The sequence below is a fragment of the Rossellomorea vietnamensis genome (genome assembly GCF_001305855.1).
Lineage (GTDB): Bacteria > Bacillota > Bacilli > Bacillales > Bacillaceae_B > Rossellomorea > Rossellomorea vietnamensis_A.
This window is the reverse complement of the sequence record NZ_LIXZ01000006.1, coordinates 241,531-258,834: the sequence shown is the minus strand read 5'-3', so window position 1 is coordinate 258,834 and position 17,304 is coordinate 241,531. Positions and strand designations below refer to the sequence as shown.

Annotated in this window: 22 protein-coding genes; 4 read left to right on the top strand and 18 right to left on the bottom strand. The window is 42.6% G+C overall.

Annotated features, from left to right (window positions below):
- Window positions 1–63 precede the first annotated feature (63 nt).
- The 13 genes from AM506_RS10405 to AM506_RS10345 form a co-directional block, all read right to left on the bottom strand.
- Window positions 64–552, bottom strand: a complete 489-nt coding sequence (locus AM506_RS10405; protein ID WP_060672412.1) for a dihydrofolate reductase — start codon at window positions 550–552, stop codon at window positions 64–66.
- Window positions 549–1,343 carry a thymidylate synthase gene (locus tag AM506_RS10400; RefSeq protein ID WP_060672411.1) on the bottom strand — a complete coding sequence of 265 codons (795 nt, stop codon included), beginning with the start codon at window positions 1,341–1,343 and terminating at the stop codon, window positions 549–551. Before AM506_RS10400 ends, AM506_RS10405 begins: the two co-directional genes overlap by 4 nt.
- Window positions 1,344–1,365: 22 nt before the next feature.
- Window positions 1,366–2,055 carry an anthrax toxin lethal factor-related metalloendopeptidase gene (locus AM506_RS10395; RefSeq protein ID WP_060672410.1) on the bottom strand — a complete coding sequence of 230 codons (690 nt, stop codon included), beginning with the start codon at window positions 2,053–2,055 and terminating at the stop codon, window positions 1,366–1,368.
- 166 nt (window positions 2,056–2,221) lie between these two features.
- Window positions 2,222–2,812, bottom strand: a complete 591-nt coding sequence (locus AM506_RS10390) for a YpjP family protein (protein ID WP_060672409.1) — start codon at window positions 2,810–2,812, stop codon at window positions 2,222–2,224.
- Window positions 2,813–3,457: 645 nt separating this feature from the next.
- Complete coding sequence (locus AM506_RS10385; RefSeq protein WP_060672408.1) at window positions 3,458–4,234, bottom strand: class I SAM-dependent methyltransferase; 777 nt, start codon at window positions 4,232–4,234, stop codon at window positions 3,458–3,460.
- A 104-nt stretch (window positions 4,235–4,338) separates the two neighbouring features.
- Entirely contained in the window at window positions 4,339–4,773 is a 435-nt protein-coding gene (locus tag AM506_RS10380) for a BrxA/BrxB family bacilliredoxin (protein ID WP_060672407.1), read from the bottom strand.
- A gap of 21 nt (window positions 4,774–4,794) precedes the next feature.
- Window positions 4,795–5,922 carry a conserved virulence factor C family protein gene (locus AM506_RS10375; RefSeq protein WP_060672406.1) on the bottom strand — a complete coding sequence of 376 codons (1,128 nt, stop codon included), beginning with the start codon at window positions 5,920–5,922 and terminating at the stop codon, window positions 4,795–4,797.
- A gap of 78 nt (window positions 5,923–6,000) precedes the next feature.
- Complete coding sequence (locus tag AM506_RS10370) at window positions 6,001–7,881, bottom strand: ABC-F family ATP-binding cassette domain-containing protein (protein WP_060672405.1); 1,881 nt, start codon at window positions 7,879–7,881, stop codon at window positions 6,001–6,003.
- Complete coding sequence (locus AM506_RS10365) at window positions 7,878–8,522, bottom strand: HD domain-containing protein (RefSeq protein WP_060672404.1); 645 nt, start codon at window positions 8,520–8,522, stop codon at window positions 7,878–7,880. The genes AM506_RS10370 and AM506_RS10365 overlap by 4 nt, the downstream gene beginning before the upstream one ends.
- 96 nt (window positions 8,523–8,618) lie before the next feature.
- Window positions 8,619–9,476, bottom strand: a complete 858-nt coding sequence (locus AM506_RS10360) for a DegV family protein (RefSeq protein WP_060672403.1) — start codon at window positions 9,474–9,476, stop codon at window positions 8,619–8,621.
- 43 nt (window positions 9,477–9,519) lie between these two features.
- Window positions 9,520–10,017: a hypothetical protein gene (locus tag AM506_RS10355; RefSeq protein WP_060672402.1), complete on the bottom strand. Its 498-nt coding sequence runs from the start codon at window positions 10,015–10,017 to the stop codon at window positions 9,520–9,522.
- Window positions 10,018–10,045: 28 nt separating this feature from the next.
- Complete coding sequence (locus AM506_RS10350; RefSeq protein ID WP_060672401.1) at window positions 10,046–11,737, bottom strand: formate--tetrahydrofolate ligase; 1,692 nt, start codon at window positions 11,735–11,737, stop codon at window positions 10,046–10,048.
- Window positions 11,738–11,928: 191 nt separating this feature from the next.
- Window positions 11,929–12,603 (bottom strand): class I SAM-dependent methyltransferase, encoded by a 675-nt coding sequence (locus AM506_RS10345; RefSeq protein WP_060672400.1) that lies wholly within the window; start codon window positions 12,601–12,603, stop codon window positions 11,929–11,931.
- Between the two features lie 197 nt (window positions 12,604–12,800).
- Here AM506_RS10345 and AM506_RS10340 point away from each other — a divergent pair, with 197 nt between their 5' ends.
- Window positions 12,801–13,019, top strand: a complete 219-nt coding sequence (locus tag AM506_RS10340) for a DUF3892 domain-containing protein (RefSeq protein ID WP_060672399.1) — start codon at window positions 12,801–12,803, stop codon at window positions 13,017–13,019.
- A gap of 97 nt (window positions 13,020–13,116) precedes the next feature.
- Here AM506_RS10340 and mntR read toward each other — a convergent pair whose 3' ends face one another.
- Window positions 13,117–13,533 (bottom strand): transcriptional regulator MntR, encoded by a 417-nt coding sequence (gene mntR / locus AM506_RS10335; protein ID WP_034758545.1) that lies wholly within the window; start codon window positions 13,531–13,533, stop codon window positions 13,117–13,119.
- 297 nt (window positions 13,534–13,830) lie between these two features.
- Between mntR and cspD the strand changes: the two genes are divergently transcribed.
- On the top strand, window positions 13,831–14,031 hold the full coding sequence (gene cspD, locus AM506_RS10330; protein WP_034758543.1) for a cold-shock protein CspD: 201 nt from the start codon (window positions 13,831–13,833) through the stop codon (window positions 14,029–14,031).
- A gap of 54 nt (window positions 14,032–14,085) precedes the next feature.
- Here cspD and AM506_RS10325 read toward each other — a convergent pair whose 3' ends face one another.
- Both AM506_RS10325 and AM506_RS10320 read right to left on the bottom strand, forming a co-directional pair.
- On the bottom strand, window positions 14,086–14,283 hold the full coding sequence (locus tag AM506_RS10325) for a zinc-finger domain-containing protein (RefSeq protein WP_060672398.1): 198 nt from the start codon (window positions 14,281–14,283) through the stop codon (window positions 14,086–14,088).
- 73 nt (window positions 14,284–14,356) lie between these two features.
- Window positions 14,357–15,013, bottom strand: a complete 657-nt coding sequence (locus AM506_RS10320) for a reverse transcriptase-like protein (protein WP_060672397.1) — start codon at window positions 15,011–15,013, stop codon at window positions 14,357–14,359.
- A gap of 103 nt (window positions 15,014–15,116) precedes the next feature.
- On the opposite strand from AM506_RS10320, the gene AM506_RS10315 reads away from it, so the two are divergent.
- Together AM506_RS10315 and AM506_RS10310 are read left to right on the top strand one after the other, a co-directional pair.
- Entirely contained in the window at window positions 15,117–15,797 is a 681-nt protein-coding gene (locus tag AM506_RS10315) for a queuosine precursor transporter (RefSeq protein ID WP_060672396.1), read from the top strand.
- Window positions 15,798–15,937: 140 nt separating this feature from the next.
- On the top strand, window positions 15,938–16,324 hold the full coding sequence (locus tag AM506_RS10310; RefSeq protein ID WP_060672395.1) for a reverse transcriptase-like protein: 387 nt from the start codon (window positions 15,938–15,940) through the stop codon (window positions 16,322–16,324).
- 94 nt (window positions 16,325–16,418) lie between these two features.
- On the opposite strand, the gene AM506_RS10305 is transcribed toward AM506_RS10310, so the two are convergent.
- On the bottom strand, window positions 16,419–16,685 hold the full coding sequence (locus tag AM506_RS10305) for a DUF6123 family protein (protein ID WP_034758529.1): 267 nt from the start codon (window positions 16,683–16,685) through the stop codon (window positions 16,419–16,421).
- A gap of 34 nt (window positions 16,686–16,719) precedes the next feature.
- On the bottom strand, window positions 16,720–17,208 hold the full coding sequence (locus tag AM506_RS10300) for a divergent PAP2 family protein (protein ID WP_060672394.1): 489 nt from the start codon (window positions 17,206–17,208) through the stop codon (window positions 16,720–16,722).
- Window positions 17,209–17,304 lie beyond the last annotated feature (96 nt).

The following is a 17,304-nucleotide window of genomic DNA, read 5'->3' as shown; positions in this document are numbered from 1 at the left end:
TTTCCACATCTTTCACCAAAAAAAGGTGAAGCCGATTATGACCTAGGCTCCACCCTGTACTTATCATTTCTTTCTTTCATAGATCTTGAATTCATAGTCGTAAGGATTCTTCTCGTCCCTGACACCCTTTTCCGATGAGATACAGGTGAATTCTTCCCATGGAATGGAAGGCATGGTCGTGTCCCCTTCAAATTCATGATGGATTTCAGTGACGTAGAGTTTCTCTACATGGGGAATAAACTGTTTGTATATTTCTCTGCCACCCATGATAAAGATTTCCTCATGTCTTTCTTCTGACCATCTCACAACTTCTTCAACGGAATGTAATACGAGACAGCCTTCCTGCTCGAAATGTGTGTTTCTCGTCAAAATGACATTCTCACGATTTGGAAGGGGCTTACCGATGGAATCGAACGTCTTTCTCCCCATTACAACCCCATGCCCATTTGTCGTCCTTTTAAAGAATTTCAGGTCCTCGGGAAGTCTCCATGGCAGCCCATTATCTTTCCCAATCAGCTGATTCTGATCCATTGCCCATATAAATGAAATCATACGCTTACGACCCCTTTGATGTGAGGGTGTGGATCGTATCCTTCGAGTTTGAAGTCTTCGAAGCTGAAACCGAAGATGTCTTTCACTTCAGGATTGATCGTTAGCGTCGGCAATGGTTTCGGATCTCTTGATAGTTGTAACTTTACTTGATCAAGATGATTTTGATAGATATGCACGTCGCCGAATGTATGAACGAACTCCCCCGCCTCTAAATCGCAAGCCTGAGCAACCATCATCGTTAATAGAGCATACGAAGCAATATTAAAGGGTACCCCAAGGAAAACATCCGCAGAGCGTTGATACAACTGGCAGGACAACTTCCCGTCAGAAACGTAGAATTGGAACAGGCAGTGACAAGGAGGCAAAGCCATGTGATCCACATCAGCTACATTCCAAGCACTCACGATCATTCGTCTTGAATCAGGGTGATTCTTGATGGTGTCGATAAGGTTCGAGATCTGGTCGATGGTTTCACCATTTGCACCGGACCATGACCGCCATTGATGCCCGTATACAGGCCCCAATTCACCGTTTTCATCAGCCCACTCGTTCCAGATGCGTACACCGTTCTCCTGAAGATAAGCTACATTCGTATCTCCTTTTAAGAACCAGAGTAGTTCATGGATGATCGATTTCACATGCAGCTTTTTCGTTGTCACAAGAGGGAATCCTTCCTGTAAATCAAAACGCATCTGATAACCGAACGTACTGATCGTACCCGTTCCCGTCCGGTCCTCTTTCTTTGTCCCATTTTCCAGTACATGTTTGCACAAGTCTAAATACTGCTTCACCTTGACCACACCTTCTATAAGTTTATAGTTCTTTAAAAAATTGATATGTTGCGGGTGCCTTTTGCTTAAGTAGATTCCTAGTTTCGGGATTCAAATAGTACATAGCAAATGTTTCAGCAAAATATTCTTCTTTATATTGGTTGAAGTAGGGTTCATCCGGGAATAAAAGTGGTGCCTCCCTCTTCCAAATGGGCAGGAAATCAAGCTTATAATATAGATCGGACAGGACGTACCGGTCTATGCTGTGGGCAGTCTCATGTAGTTCCAAGTTATATGAGTTGTGCCCCTGCCCCTTCTCACTATGACCAATCTTGACCAACACAAGTTTGGAACCACCAATTCCGGGGACATCATCCCACGTAATACTTTTATTAGTGTACCCTCTCGGAGTGACTCCTTTCAAGTGACTTGTCGTAGAAAAATCGGTTAATTTATTTTGGAATAATCGAATTTTGATATCCTGGGATTCGGCGGACTCCAACAGAGATGTCGGAATATGATCCAGTCTTTTGATCATTTCACCGGCCTCTTCTTGATCAAACGTCGATTCTGGTAAGAGGATCATATTTTCCAGCTGATTACTGGATTGAAGGTTTATACGCGTTTTAAGGGGAGAGTGTTTTAAGAGGGTACCATCGTAATTGGCATTTGTATGGGTCCAGAGAATCACAAGAGTTACTGTAATCAGAAGGATGATGAAGGTACGTTTCACTTTAATCCCTCCTTTTTCTAATGATGCACCGATGATACATTTATTACTATTTTACCATAATAAAAGACTTTATTTCAGAGAGTATTATTTCCATTTCTTAAAAATGAGCAAAAAAACAAGCACGTTCATCACCGTGCTTGCTTTGATCCTATTTGATATATGTCAGTCAGGATACGCTCATCCATTGAGGAGGAGTGTTTTTATTCCAGAAAATGCTCCCGAGTTCATGGTGTGCCTGGAATTGATCATGTACCGTATGGTAGTGAAAGTTGAAATAATAGCCATCTTTTGGCGGATGGTCTTTTCTTACATGAAATCGAATGATATCTTCACCCGAACGCTCGTCATATATATGAAAGATCTTTTCAGTTTTGGCATATTGAGGTACTTCTGAAATGGTAAGGGACGTTAAGTCTTCTTCCGGAAACTCTGCTGCTGTTTCCGCTATCGCTATTTCAATCTTAGGAAGGATTAACGATTTGAATTCATCCTCTATGACAGGCTTGATCTTGGTCCCGAATTTTTCATATGCATTTTTTTCTGCTTGCACCAGCATGGTTTCTATAAATACATCATGGGTCAGGCCAGCTTCTTCTTCTCTTGTTTCCTCTGGAGTCGATTCCACGGTGGAAGGCTTGCCATTATTCTTGGCAAGGGCATGATTTTCTTCATTCAGAAAGGCTTGTGATGGTGAAACAAGTCCAAATGTCAGGATGGATAGTAAGATAAAAAACGATTTCTTGAGCCAGATCGACATAGATAACGTCCTTTCCTATGTATTACGTCTATTATTATACTACTTCTTACGTTTAAAAAGTGAAAAAGGTTTCATTTTTTTGTAGGATATAAAAATCTTTATGTGGTAGTATATTAATGAGGATACTTTGTAAGGAGGATAACTAAATGGATACTGGAATTATGATCAATATCGGATACATACTTCTGTTAGGTTATTTTATTGTACTAGGATTCACTGATTAATATGTATGAGATTAGACAGGCTATGGATGCCTGTCTATTTTATTGTTTTTTCTTAATCATTGTTGCATTTTGATGGAGCGAGTAGTGGTTGATTTCCATGCATATGTATTTTACTATAACCGTGCAAATGTCGGGATTGCTTACAACCAATTCATTTAGATACTAAAGCGAGCTTGATAAATAAAATAAGCGGAGAAATTTCTTTTAATTTGGGTATGGCACTTAAATTCGGATTAAAAAGACGGAAAGATTCCGACTATTTCCTCAAAAAACCGTGAAAATGGTGAATTTACTTTGCTTAATTGGAAAATCTCCGCTTTTTTTATGAAAGATACCCATTAATAGTAATCGCACACCCTACTCCACGTCCAAATAACAAAAAATGCATAGCCCTTACAACATTCAAATCGAACATAGCCATTTATAACCGGATGACTCCAAAATGAAATTTGGCTGATGGTCTTTTCAAGACTTCAAAGCCCATTTCTTCGAAGAGGGGTGATTGATAGTGTTCTTTTAATACGACCCGCTTTTTGGCCACTCTTTTCGCTTCTTCTATTCCTTCTTTTGTGACCCCGGTATAGCTGGCCCATTGTCTGATGGGATTGATCCCATGGGAGTCGGTCAATGCTTCTTCAAACATGGGATCCATGTAAACGACGTCGAATGCGTCATTCCGGAATTTCTTGAGTTCTTCGTCAAAATGTCCATTGACGACGTTTATTCGTTTCATTGCCTGATTTAACGAAGTAAGCGGGGAATTCCATTCTTTAAGACCATGAAGAAGGATATGGGCAATAAATTTATTTGCTTCGATCCCAGTGACCTTCCCTTTCCCCCCAACGATATGACTCGCGATGATACTGTCTGAAGCAAGTCCAAGGGTGCAGTCCAGGAAGCTCATGCCTTCCTTAAGATCTGCCGCTTCTATGAGTGGATCTTTCTCTCCCCTCATAAGCCTCTTGATTCGAAAGGATGCGGAATTTGGATGGAAAAAGAATGGCTCCCCCCTCCCTTCCCGCGTATGAAGTTCCAGGCGTTCTTTCCCGATGACGAGGCAGTCCCCATCAGTTTTTTCCATATGGTGACGGATCGACCTTTTTTCCCTGGGGATATAGGGTATAGAAAGAAGATCGGCAGCCTCATGGGCTTTATCTATGACGTTCTGGTTGGTTCTTCCACAAGTGGTGACAAACACGTTAATGATTCTCCTTCGGATATTCGTTTTTCTATCATCTTTTCATTATCCTACCACAAAAAAAGAGCGGATGACTCTGTCATCCGCTCTTTTTTGAAGGACTGTTAGCAGTTTTCATTAAATGCAGTCACCAGATTCGAAATAATCGAGGATACGTCGTGATCTTCAATTTCTTCTCTAGGAATGAAGTGAACGACTTTATTTCCTTTAAGTAGAGCCATGGAAGGAGAAGAAGGCTCGTAACCGTCGAAGTATTCCCTCATCTTGGCAGTCGCTTCTTTGTCCTGTCCTGCAAAAACCGTAACAAGATGGTCAGGGGTCTTATCGTTATTCATGACGGATTGAGTTGCAGCTGGTCTTGCAAGACCTGCTGCACACCCGCAGACAGAGTTAACGACAACCAGCGTCGTCCCTTCTGCTTTCTCCATAAAATTCGTGACTTCGTCTTCAGTGCCAAGCTCCTTGAATCCTGCTTGTGTCAGTTCCTGCCTCATCGGCGTCACCAACTGTTTCATATATTCTTCATATGCCATAGACATGTATCATCATTCCTTTCCTTTTTATTGGTTGCGTGCTTCAGTCATCTGTTTCCAAACCGATCCTTTTGCTTCTTCGCCGCCTTCGATTCGCTCAATGGCCATTTTCACCTGTAGTTTCACTTCGAATTCCGGGTCATTTTCTGCCTCTTTTAAACCTGGCAAGGCAGATTCATCACCGACTTCATAAAGGAACATGGCCGCGCGCCATCTAACCAGTTTACTCTTATCCCTTAAGGCTGTAACCATTTCCGGGATGGCAGCTTGAAAGCCCAGATCAGAAAGACAGTCACCCGCCGTCCTTCTCACGGTTACGGACTTATCATGCAGTCCCTTGTACAACAATGGAAGAACTCTTTCATCTTCAATCATTCCAAGGTACACGACGGCTAATCGGCGGATCGATACTTTCTCGTCCTCAAGCGCTTTCTCCAATAGAGGTAAGTCACCCAATGTAGGATCTTCCATCGCATCCAGTTTCTGATACCTTGTTTCCCATTCCGGCGCTTCAAAATCCTCCAGGGTCACCTTTTGCTTTTTCTTATAAATGAGGGGTCCTTTTGCATCGGTTGTTTCCTGTGCTTCCACGACAAGCCTGGAAAGCCTTTCAGAAGGATAGGCTGCAACCAATTCTGCCGTCACGTCGCTGCCGATCTCATCCAGATCACCGTAACGGATGCCGTAATCTTTCCACTTTCTAAGGAGGACGACATTATCCCCCTCTTTTTGAGCCTGACCAACCGCTTCAAGGAATGAAGAAGGCAGGGAAAACCGCTTTTCTTGTTCCCCATCTGTCACCTTTACCTGCATCGGGATTCCTTTGAACATCTGCACACTGACATTCACTTCACCGAAATGTTCCTCCATGGGGGATTTCGTTTCCTCACCAGCTGTATCTTCACCGAATGCTTTTCTCACCTGTGGCAAAAGCTCCTGCCAATCGAATTTAGCGTTCCGTTCGACGGCCAGGAAGTCGGCAACATGGTATACCCCTTTAACACCTTCGATCGCTAAGATCTCTTTGATGACGGGAGGAGCCCCCTCTGCTTCATCCTTTTTATAATTGTTGCTCTTCCCGGCCTTCATTTCCTGATCGAGAAGAACCTTCATCGTATTCGGACTTGGAGTAGGTTCAATTGAAACGATCCTCAAGATTGTTACCCCTTTCTCTAAACGGTTCATTTACTTTTCATTTTAACACAGTATCCTTGTTGCCTTAAAGAAAGAGACTTATTCGGCAAATTCAGAGAGATAGGTCCACCTCTCAATGAGCCTTTCCAGTTCTTCGTTAAGCTTTTCACTTTCATTCATCAACTCTTGTGCCCGCTCGAAATTGCTGCCGACTTTTTGGAGCTCGGTATCCGCTTTTTCTATTTTAGCTTCAATGTCTGCCATCTTATCTTCCATTTCATCCCACTCTCTTTTCTCCATATAAGAGAGCCTTTTTTTCTCCTTCACTTCTTTAACAGGGATGGGTTCTTTCACTGAATCTGTCGGCTGCTTCTTACTTAAAGCTTCACTCTTCTCCAGATACTCTGTATATTCCCCGTAATAGAAATCGATCTGACCGTCCCCATTGAATATTAACAGCTGATCAGCTGTTTTATCCAGGAAGTACCGGTCATGGGAAACAGTGATCACTACACCTGAAAATTCATTGATATAATCCTCAAGCACTGTCAGGGTTTCTGTGTCTAAGTCGTTGGTAGGCTCATCCAGCAGAAGGACATTTGGTTTTGACATTAATAGTTTCAGGAGGAAGAGCCTTCGTTTTTCTCCGCCGGACAGTTTTCGGATCAATGTCCCATGAGTGCTCATTGGAAAAAGGAATCTCTCGAGCATGGACGTAACGGAAACCTGTTCCCCCTTATCCGTGGTTATATATTCTCCCGCTTCCCTGATATATTCAATCATTCTCATAGTTTCATCCAGTTCTTCATGCCCCTGGGTATAGTAGGCGATCTTGACGGTCTGCCCTTTGATCAATTCCCCATCTGTGAGCTCATCGGTTCCTGCAAGGAGATTAAGGAAGGTTGATTTTCCGCTCCCGTTTTTCCCTACTATCCCGATTCGGTCTTTCGGCTTGATCAGAAAAGAGAATTCGTTTAATATCCGCTTGTCTTCAAATTGTTTTGACGCGCTCTTGAACTCATACACCTGCTTGCCTAAACGATTTCCTCCAATCGACATATCTACTTGTCCATTGGACGGTCCGGTTGACATTGTATCTTCCAGGTGTTCAAATCGCTGGATACGTGCCTTTTGTTTCGTTGACCGGGCTTTTGCTCCCCTTCTCATCCATGCAAGCTCTCTCCTGTAAAGATTTTGCTGTTTTTCGGATAATTGGCGCTCCACTACTTCACGTGAAGCTTTGGCTTCTATAAAGGAAGCATAATTCCCTTTATAGGCATACAGGCTGCCCCCATCCAGTTCAAAGATCCGATTTGTCACTTTATCAAGGAAATACCGGTCATGTGTCACGAGTAATACTGATCCGTTATACTTCCCTAAATAGTCCTCCAGCCACTTTATGGACTGATAATCCAAATGGTTGGTCGGTTCATCCAGAATAAGCAGGTCTGGAGTTTCAATGAGGACCCCTGCCAGTGCCACTCTCTTCTTTTGTCCACCGGATAATTCATTCATCTTCTTCCCGAAATCGTGAATGCCGAGCTTCGTTAATATGGCTTTAGCATTTGCGCTTGCGTCCCAGGCATTGAGAAGATCCATTTGCTTTTGTGCCTCAAATAATTCACCTTGTACCCTTGGACTCTCCGGGTTCTTCTCCATCTCCATGAGAACCGTTTCATAGTTTCTCATAGCCTGGATGATTTTCGCTTCTCCGCGGAATACTTGTTGAAGCACGGTCAATTCCCCATCAAATGCGGGTTCCTGCTGGAGATAGGCAATATGATAGTCGTTCGGCCTTGAAAGCTCACCGGTATCATATTCTTCCATTCCTGCAATCAGCTTCAACAGACTTGATTTCCCTGTACCGTTCACCCCGATCAGTCCGACCCTTTCCTTCTCGGTAATGGAAAAGGATATATCTTTAAACAGAGTTTTCTCTCCATATGTTTTGGAAAGATTCTCAGCTGTTAACATTCTCATTCTTGACCAGTCCATTCTTTATTAAATTGCTCTAGAAACCGGAGCATGAATTCATGGCGCTCTTCTGCCAAACTCCTGCCGGTTTCCGTGCACATTAAATCCTTCAACTTCAGTAATTTTTCGTGAAAATGATGGATACTGGAGCTATCCCCATTTCTGTATTCCTCTAAGGTCATGTGTTCCCTCACTTGAAAATCAGGGTTATACATCGCTCTGCCTTTCCTGCCCCCATATGCAAATGTCCTGGCGATGCCGATCGCCCCGATAGCATCAAGGCGATCGGCGTCCCGGACGATTTTCGCTTCTATCGTAGTCAATTCCGCTTCATGACCACCTTTATACGAGATGGAATAGATGATCGACTTCAGTAACGCCCTTTCATTTTCGTTGAGTGTGAGATTCATTAGGATATGATCCAGTTTTTTCTTCCCTTCTTCTTCGCTTACGAATTTCTCGTCCGGCACATCATGAAGCAGTGCCGCAAGCTCAATGATATACGTACGGGAAACCTGCTCTCTTTCTGCGATTCTAAGAGCCTGTTTTCTCACTCGATCTAAATGATACCAATCATGTCCGGTTGATTCACCTATGTACTCTTGTTTTAAATAGTCTATTACTCTGTCCAGCTCTTTACGCTCCACATTTTCACCTTCTCTTCCATTGTACCAAATGATGTTCTACTTTCAGAATAAAAAGGAGTGGATGCCTGAATCAACACATCACTCCTTTTTGATTTTTCATTTATTTTCCGAAAACCAGCTTATACCGATTGTGTTTTCGCCAGCATGTACACCGATCACTGCCCCCAGGGGATATGCCCCAAATTCAATTTCCGGATAAGCCTGTCTCAACTGTTCCATCCATTCCAAAGCATCCTCCCGATTTAACCCGTGTAATACAGAAACTTTCCCTATACTCCGATTTGCGAGAGCGAGATCCAACTGGTGACTCATGCTGCTCAAGCCTTTTTTAATGCTTCTTACCTTTTCCTTCACTTTAAGCTTACCATCTTCAATGGAAAGCATGGGCTTTATCTTCAGGACGCTACCCAGAAAGAATGATAGACCGCCCATCCTTCCACTTTTATGTAGCTGTTCCAGGCTCCCTACCATCACATATGTCTCACAGGAGTTGATTCTTTCTTCAATCGCTTCTTTTATCTGAATCGTATCTTTTCCTTCCTCCGATAGACGTTGACCGTACTGGATCAATTCCGTCAACGGATTGGAAAGGATCTTCGAATCAATGCAACAAATATTCGGAATGGTCTCCTTCAGTAGTTCCGCAGCCTGATAAGCAGAAGAATAAGTTCCGCTGAAATGAGACGAAACATGGATGGAGAAGATATAGTCATAGTCCCTTGACAGTTGTTCGAATAATTCCTTAAACCTTCCGATTGAAGGCTGGGAGGTTTTCACTTCCACCTTTTCGTTCCTTAATTTAGCGAATAATTCTTCAGGGGACAGGTCAATGCCGTCCATATATTCCTTCTCTCCGAACAGGATACTCATCGGAACAACATAGATGTCATTTTCCCCACTCTCTAATTGATTTGGAACAAATGCAGTACTATCAGTTACCCATGCTATTCTCATGAAAAATCCCCCTTTTTTCTATTTATATGAGCTCAACTTAGGACTAGAAGTCCATTCGGTCCAGTTGCTTCAGTGTGTCTACAGAGAACGAAATCATCTGTAATACATCATCGACCATTTCCTCCGTAATCACCCGATTGAAGGATAAGATCCCCTCATATGAGGTCGGTTTAACGGAAGACTTCACTTCTTTCCACTCCCAGTGTTTATCTTCCCCCCAGGCCTCTTCAAGGGTCTCCAAGTGACGTTGAAGTTTTTCATCGCCTTTATAGACGATGAGGATGTCCGCTCCCGCCGTATTCTTTTCAGTCATCATCTTTCTTTCTGCCAGGAAATGCCCCATATCCGCCTTCAGATGAAATTGGATTGAAAGTGATTTTTTATATGGGAGGGAATAATGAATTTGATAACAGCGCTCATAGTGAGCAAAATCAAACAAATCCTTCCGATCGAGTATCTGAATATCCCCTGTCAAGTCAAGATCGTAGACTGCTCCTTCAAAGATGACCTTTAAGTTATCAAATGCAGTTGGGTCAAACATTTTCGCCCCTCCTTTCCATTCTTCATCGTTAAAACAGTCCGATTGCCCTGCCGTCTTCATCTACATCCATACCGAAGGCAGCCGGTTTTTTCGGCAGTCCGGGCATCGTCATGACTTCCCCCGTCAAAGCAACGATGAAGCCTGCTCCGATCTTTGGCTTCAGTTCGCGTATCGTGATGGTGAAATTCTCCGGACGGCCGAGTTTAGCCGGGTCATCAGAGAGGGAGTATTGCGTCTTGGCCATACAGATCGGGAGAACGCCCCAGCCGCGTGTTTCAAACTCTTCCAACTGCCTTCTTGCTTTGACCGTGTACTCCACCCCACTTGCGCCATATACTTTTTTGGCTATGGTGTCAATTTTCATTTGCAGGGAATCACTCAGCTCGTAAAGGGGAGCGAACTCCTTAGTATTACTTTCTATTTCATTTAATACCTTTTGTGCTAAATCGATTCCACCCTCTCCACCTTTAGCCCAGACATCGGTCAGTGAAACCTCAACTTTTTGGTTTTCACACCATTGGATGAGGGTCTGGATTTCCAAATCGCTGTCTGTCACAAACCGGTTGACAGCAACGACAAACGGAACGTTGAAATGTTCCAATGTTTCCATGTGCTTTTTCAAATTGGATAAACCTTTTTGCAGAGCTACTGAGTCTTCTGATTGAAGTTCTCCTTTAGGTTGCCCCCCGTGCATTTTCAAAGCACGGATGGTCGCAACAAGAACAACGGCATCAGGAGCTATGTCTGCAGCCCTGGATTTGATATTCAGGAATTTTTCTGCTCCTAAATCCGCCCCGAACCCGGATTCTGTCACCACATAATCCGCAAGCTTCAAAGCTGTTTTCGTCGCCATGACACTGTTGCAGCCGTGAGCTATATTGGCAAACGGACCTCCGTGGATAAGGGCAGGCGAATGCTCGATCGTCTGGACAAGATTAGGCTTGAGTGCATCCTTCAGCAATAATGTCAAAGCGCCTTCGACTCCAAGGTCCTCCACGGTTACAGGTTGTTTTGCAGTGTTATAGGCAACCACCATCTGTCCCAGTCTTGTTCTTAACTCTTCAAGACTCTCCGACAAACAAAGTACGGCCATTATCTCTGACGCCACAGAGATATCAAATCCGTCTTCCCTTGGAACCCCTTGTAAAGGACCGCCCAAGCCAACAATAATTTGACGAAGAGCACGATCATTCATATCGATTGCCCGTTTCCATACCACCCTTCTTTGATCGATATTCAACTCATTACCTTGATGAATATGATTGTCCATTAACGCAGCCAGTGCATTATTGGTTGTAGAAATGGCATGGATATCACCAGTGAAGTGGAGGTTAATGTCCTCCATGGGAAGCACTTGTGAATAACCGCCACCCGTTGCTCCTCCTTTAATCCCCATCGTCGGTCCCAGGGAAGGCTCCCTCATGGCGATGATGGCGTTCTTATTTAGTTGGTTTAGCGCATCCCCAAGCCCCACTGTCACCGTAGACTTCCCTTCACCCGCAGGCGTTGGATTGATCGATGTGACAAGGATCAATTTCCCCTCTGAGTGCTCTTTCAGCTTATGTATCGCTTCAAAGGAAATTTTCCCTTTGTATTTGCCATAAAGCTCAATATCATCTTCTTCAAGGCCTACTTTCTTTGCGATGCCCAGGATCGGCAGCAATGTTGATTGTTGAGCTATTTCAATATCTGATAATACCTTTTTCTTTATTGTAGTCATGGAAGTTCACCCTCTTAGCTTCAAATTTAGAGTAGCTTGCCTTTTTCTATTGTAACTTTATTTTACACTATAAATGAATACTTTTGCTCTTCTCTCATTACCTCTCTCATCCGCATCCATCCAAACTGATGGTAATGATGGGGAATAGCAAAACATGATCGATTCTCAGAAGAATGAGAATCGATCATGTTTTATTTTTGAAACATAAACAATGTCGTAAATGTCAAAGCCTGCCTTAATTCATTTGAGAGATTGTCTGTGTGTGAAGGTTTCACGCCTTTTTTGTAGATCCAGTCTTCACCGACCTTCTTCCATCCTTTGTCTTCTGAGAGCTTCTCCAATTCCCAAGGCATCATGGTATTACAGATGACCTCCTTCCCTTGAAGTCGGGGGTAGGCATTTTCCCTCGGATGAGCAGTTGGTCCCAATAGGCCGATGCAAATATAACCGCCCTTACCCACTACCCGTTCAATCTCATTCAATGTGTGTAAAGGGTTTTCAGTCCATTCCACTGAATTGATCGCCATTACAGCATCAAATTGGCCATCTTGAAATGGAAGGGAACGCAAATCCCCTTGAACGAAGGCCAGGTTTTCCCTTTCCTGTTCCTTTGCAATATCAATCATATTCCTGGAGAAATCCATGCCTGTGACCACATATCCTTTTTCATACAACAGGTAGGACCCATATCCATCGCCACACCCTAAATCCGCAACGGTCCTTGCTTTCCCTGCATGATCATGAAAGAAAGGGATGACGGCCTTTCTGCTTCCAGTACTCCACATTTCGACGCTTTTTGAATGCCAATGATCTGCATTATCTTCCCAGCGGGTTTTGGCGCTTGTATGCCATTCTGAACTTTTCATATGTACACCTCAACATTTTTTCTATACTGTTCTATATTCTCACTCCATCGCCTTATTTCCTGCATGAATGAAGAATGAAATTCATCTATGTACATAATATTATTATGTAAACTTAAAATTATCCTACAGTTAGAATTATGTTTTCTTCCTGATTTGTTCATACTAATTTTAAAGTATGAACAGAAAAGGTGATAGATATGGAAGAAATATCCAAAGTGCAACGGAATTATCATGGAGACATTATAAGCTTCCAAACCTCTTCCGGCCGCATCATTTCCTACCGTAAAGCCGTTTTGGAAGCATCCGAAGGTTTACTCCAAGGCGTCACACTCAATGAGAACGAATGGGGAGAAGCCGAGTTATCCAGTCTGTCAGTCGAGGATGGAACATTTAACGACTACCCCCCTATATTTTGATCTCCGAACCGCCCATGCAAAAAGGACTTTCATTTAAAATGAAAGTCCTTTATCCTTGTCTAATGTTTTATGCCGCATCAGTAAATGGGTAGGGTCATTATTCACTGCGGTTTTGAATCGTACGCAGTCCTTCCACCCGGCTCTTTTCTTCCTCGAAGAATTGTACGAGATCACCGATGCGATCGATGGAATCCCAGCTTAAATGATGTTCGATTCCTTCCACATCTTCATAAATATGTTCTTCTTTCACTCCAATGACACGAAGGAATTGTTCCAAAAGCTCATGTCTGTATACTAAACGTTTTCCTACTTTATTTCCTTTTGGAGTCAGAACAAGACCGCGGTATTTCTCATAAATAAGATAATCGTCCTTATCTAACTTCTGCACCATTTTGGTAACTGAGGAGGGGTGGACGGATAAAGCTTCTGCTATATCCGATACTCTGGCATAACCTTTGTTCTCAATTAACATATAAATCTGTTCTATATAATCTTCCATACTTGGTGTAGGCATTTTTTACCCTCCAAATTCCCGTAAATATCATTAAAAGTTTACTATAACTACCGGCTGAATACAACCCGGACAGGGGACTCCGCTCTACTCACCATATCACCTTCATCTCTCCACTACAGACTAAACCCTTAATAAAAATGACGAATGTTGACTCGAAAAACGTCATATTGTATAGTAAAGACATCATTGAAATGAACGATACTTAAGCTTATTCTAAAAGCTATAAGAATCATTCATTTCGTGAAAACTATTTTCCAGAGGCACAACAGTGCTTGAACGATTTAGGAGGATTCTAACATGCAAAATGGTAAAGTAAAATGGTTCAACAATGAAAAAGGTTTTGGATTCATCGAAGTTGAAGGTGGAGACGATGTATTTGTTCACTTCTCAGCGATTCAAGGTGAAGGATTCAAATCATTAGAAGAAGGTCAGGAAGTTTCTTTCGATGTTGTTGAAGGAAATCGCGGACCACAAGCTGCAAACGTAGTTAAATTATAATCGTACAAAACAATAGATCAACATGATAAAGGGCGGCCCCTGAATGGCTGCCCTTTATTTTTGATATGCATCGTTCTTATTTAAACATTTTCCGTAGTGACGGATTTGTTCCCCGATGGTGCATTGTCCTATACAAAAGCGGTGAGCATACGTTTTGCCATACTCTTTGCGAAAGTGTGCTTTCAGAAAGCAGTCTTTACAGTAGGTGTCTATAAGCTCATCCACTTTATCCACCACTTCTTTTCGATTCATGTGATCACTCCTAGATTTTTTCGCGCCCAGCAAATCCTCGTTGTATTAATAGAGTATATAATACACAGCAGAATTATTCTAATCGTTTGTTACTGTGAACCTTAGTGCCTTCCAATGCCTGGTTGGCAAGCTTATCGGCTTCTTTGTTGTCTTTCCTGTTCAGAACGATCAGATTGGGTTTCAGCCCAAGCTTCTGTATCAACCCTTCAATCCGATCAAGCCACCTCTTTAATCCTTCTTCATAGCAGGGCCATTCTCCCCCAAGTTGTTTTATCGCCACCTGGGAATCGCCTTTGATTGTACAAGGTACATTTTTAACCCCGAGTTCTTCAAGCAAACCGATCGCGATATGTAATGCAGCGTATTCAGCTTCATTATTATTTTCGATTTCCTCGAGTAGTGCATTTTTTCTGATTCGAAATGATTCTCCGCCTTTATCGTAATAGATGACGATTCCGGCACCCGCATAGTTCGTTTCCTTATCAAATCCGCCATCAAAGAACACAACAATGTTTTCGGGTTCCTTTTCTAATTCCTGATTCAAGCGGATGTATTCTTTCCTTGTCCAAGAGTTCCCCATTTCATCAATGATTTCAAGCTCAATGACTCTTCCTGTTTTCATTAAATCATCTACATGGATCAGTGTTTCTTTCCGCGGGAAAAACCCGGATTCAAACCATATATCGGAAGCCGTTTTGCTTTTATATTTAAATTTTATTTTCATTTCCATTCTTCTTTCACTCCCTTTTATTCATATTATTGTTCAAAATCATTTTTATTTGTATAATGAGGACTATTGTTTCATTCACTTATGAACGATTGGAGGACTTTTTATGTTTAATATATGGTTTGGGCTGATTTTTGTACTCATTACATTCTCATGTTTACTAATCATGTATCGAATGTTTGGACGAACGGGACTCTTTGTTTGGATAGGGATCTCGACAATACTTGCAAACCTTCAGGTTGTCAAGACGATTGAAATCTTTGGTCTGACGGCGACACTCGGGAATGCCATGTATGGTACCGCTTTTCTGGTGACCGATATCCTGAACGAAAAGTATGGTAAAAAAGAGGCACAGAAAGCGGTTTGGCTTGGATTCTTCACGTTGATCGTAATGACTATTATTATGCAACTGGCGCTCTTATTTCAACCACATCCTGACGATTTCGCCCAGGAATCCCTAGCGACGATCTTTGGCATCATCCCGCGGATTGCAATTGGCAGCCTTGCCGCTTATCTTGTAAGCCAATTTACGGACGTGTATATCTTTACGTATCTGAAGAAGAAATTCCCTTCTGATTCCCAATTCTGGATCCGCAATAACGGAAGCACGATGGTGAGTCAACTATTGGATACGCTTGTCTTCACAAGCATCGCCTTTCTTGGTGAATATCCGATGCACATTTGGTTCGAGATTTTCATTACAACCTACCTTCTTAAATGGGTGATTTCCCTTATGGATACCCCGTTTGGCTATATCGCAAAACGATTCCCTAAGAATATGGGATGACCGAAGCCGGGTGTATGCATTTCACCCGGCTTTTGCTATGTATAAAGAAAGGATTGAATGAAAAGGATCGAGCATTCCTCCTTCATCCTTCTTTATATGCTACTATATTTATATTCTGAATGTGTATGAGGTGAATACGATTGTTGGAAGTATATATTGATGGTGCAAGTGCCGGGAACCCCGGACCAAGTGGAGCCGGTATTTTCATCAAATACAACGGTGAAGTGGAAAAACATTCGATTCCTTTAGGGATCATGGACAATCATAAAGCCGAATTCCTCGCCTGCAAAAAAGCACTTGAAATCTGTTTGGAGAAGCAGACCGATACCGTATGGTTGAAGAGTGATTCTCTAGCTGTCGTTCAAGCGATCGAGAAAGAGTTTGTGCGTAATGCACAATATAAATTATTGCTCGGCGATATATTGAGCTTGACGAAGCAAATCAATCTTTTCTTTGTCAAGTGGATACCAAGCAAGGAAAATAAAGCAGCCGATGAGCTGGCTCGTAAAGCCATCCATCTGAACTAAAGGATATTCCGTTCGACAAGGGCTGCCTACTCCTTCCCTAACACTAAAAAAAGACCATCAGAAAGGGTACAATGCCCTTACGATGGTCCCTGGTTTATGCCAATCCCTGTTTCTCCATCCACCTTAACGCTTCTTTTCTAGAGGGGATTTTCTGGGAATGGAGCCTTTCCAATATAGACATATAGAAACTGCTGTCAAATTGTTTCTGTGCTTTCAAAGTAATTTCAATGGCACTATTGACCAGTTCATCCGGGGCGTCTGTGTATTTTTTGCCGAAATAGATGAAGCCAATCGCGTCTTCCTGAAATTTGAAGCCTTTGTTTTCAAGATCTATGAGAAATTCTTCTGTTGTCTTTTTCACGTTTCTCCTCACCTTATCGCCACTTTGTCTTCTTTTATCTTACAGAAAATTTTTTCTTTTGCCTATCCTTTTTGGAAAACAAGAAGGCAATGAAGCCAAGAAGGGAACCAAGCAATGCGCCGCCGACCACTTCCTGGGGCTGGTGTCCGAGCATTTCCTTCAGTCTCTTAGGTTTCTTTTCTTCGAATTCAACGGTTTCCTTTTCATGCGCCTTCCTGACAAGCTCATCGAGACTATTTACTTTAAGGGTCAATTCACCGGTTTGGCGGCGAATTCCCTGGGCATCATACATGACGATCAGCCCAAAGATGAATGAAAGAGCGAAATCAATCGTTCTTACCCCTCTTTTTAACGCAATGAATGTTGTCAAAGATGCCACTCCGGCACTATGGGAGCTCGGCATTCCACCTGTCTGAAAAAACAGCTCAGGCTTCCACTCCTTCTTTTTCAAAAAGTGCAGCGGAATTTTCAATCCTTGCGCTAACGCGATACTAATCAGTGCGGTAATGATTCCTTTATTCACCCTAACACCTCCCTTATTCGTAGTGTGTCCTAAAATTTTCTGTACATGGGATATTTGTATGTAACAAAGACAAAATAGTAAGGATCACACTAAAGG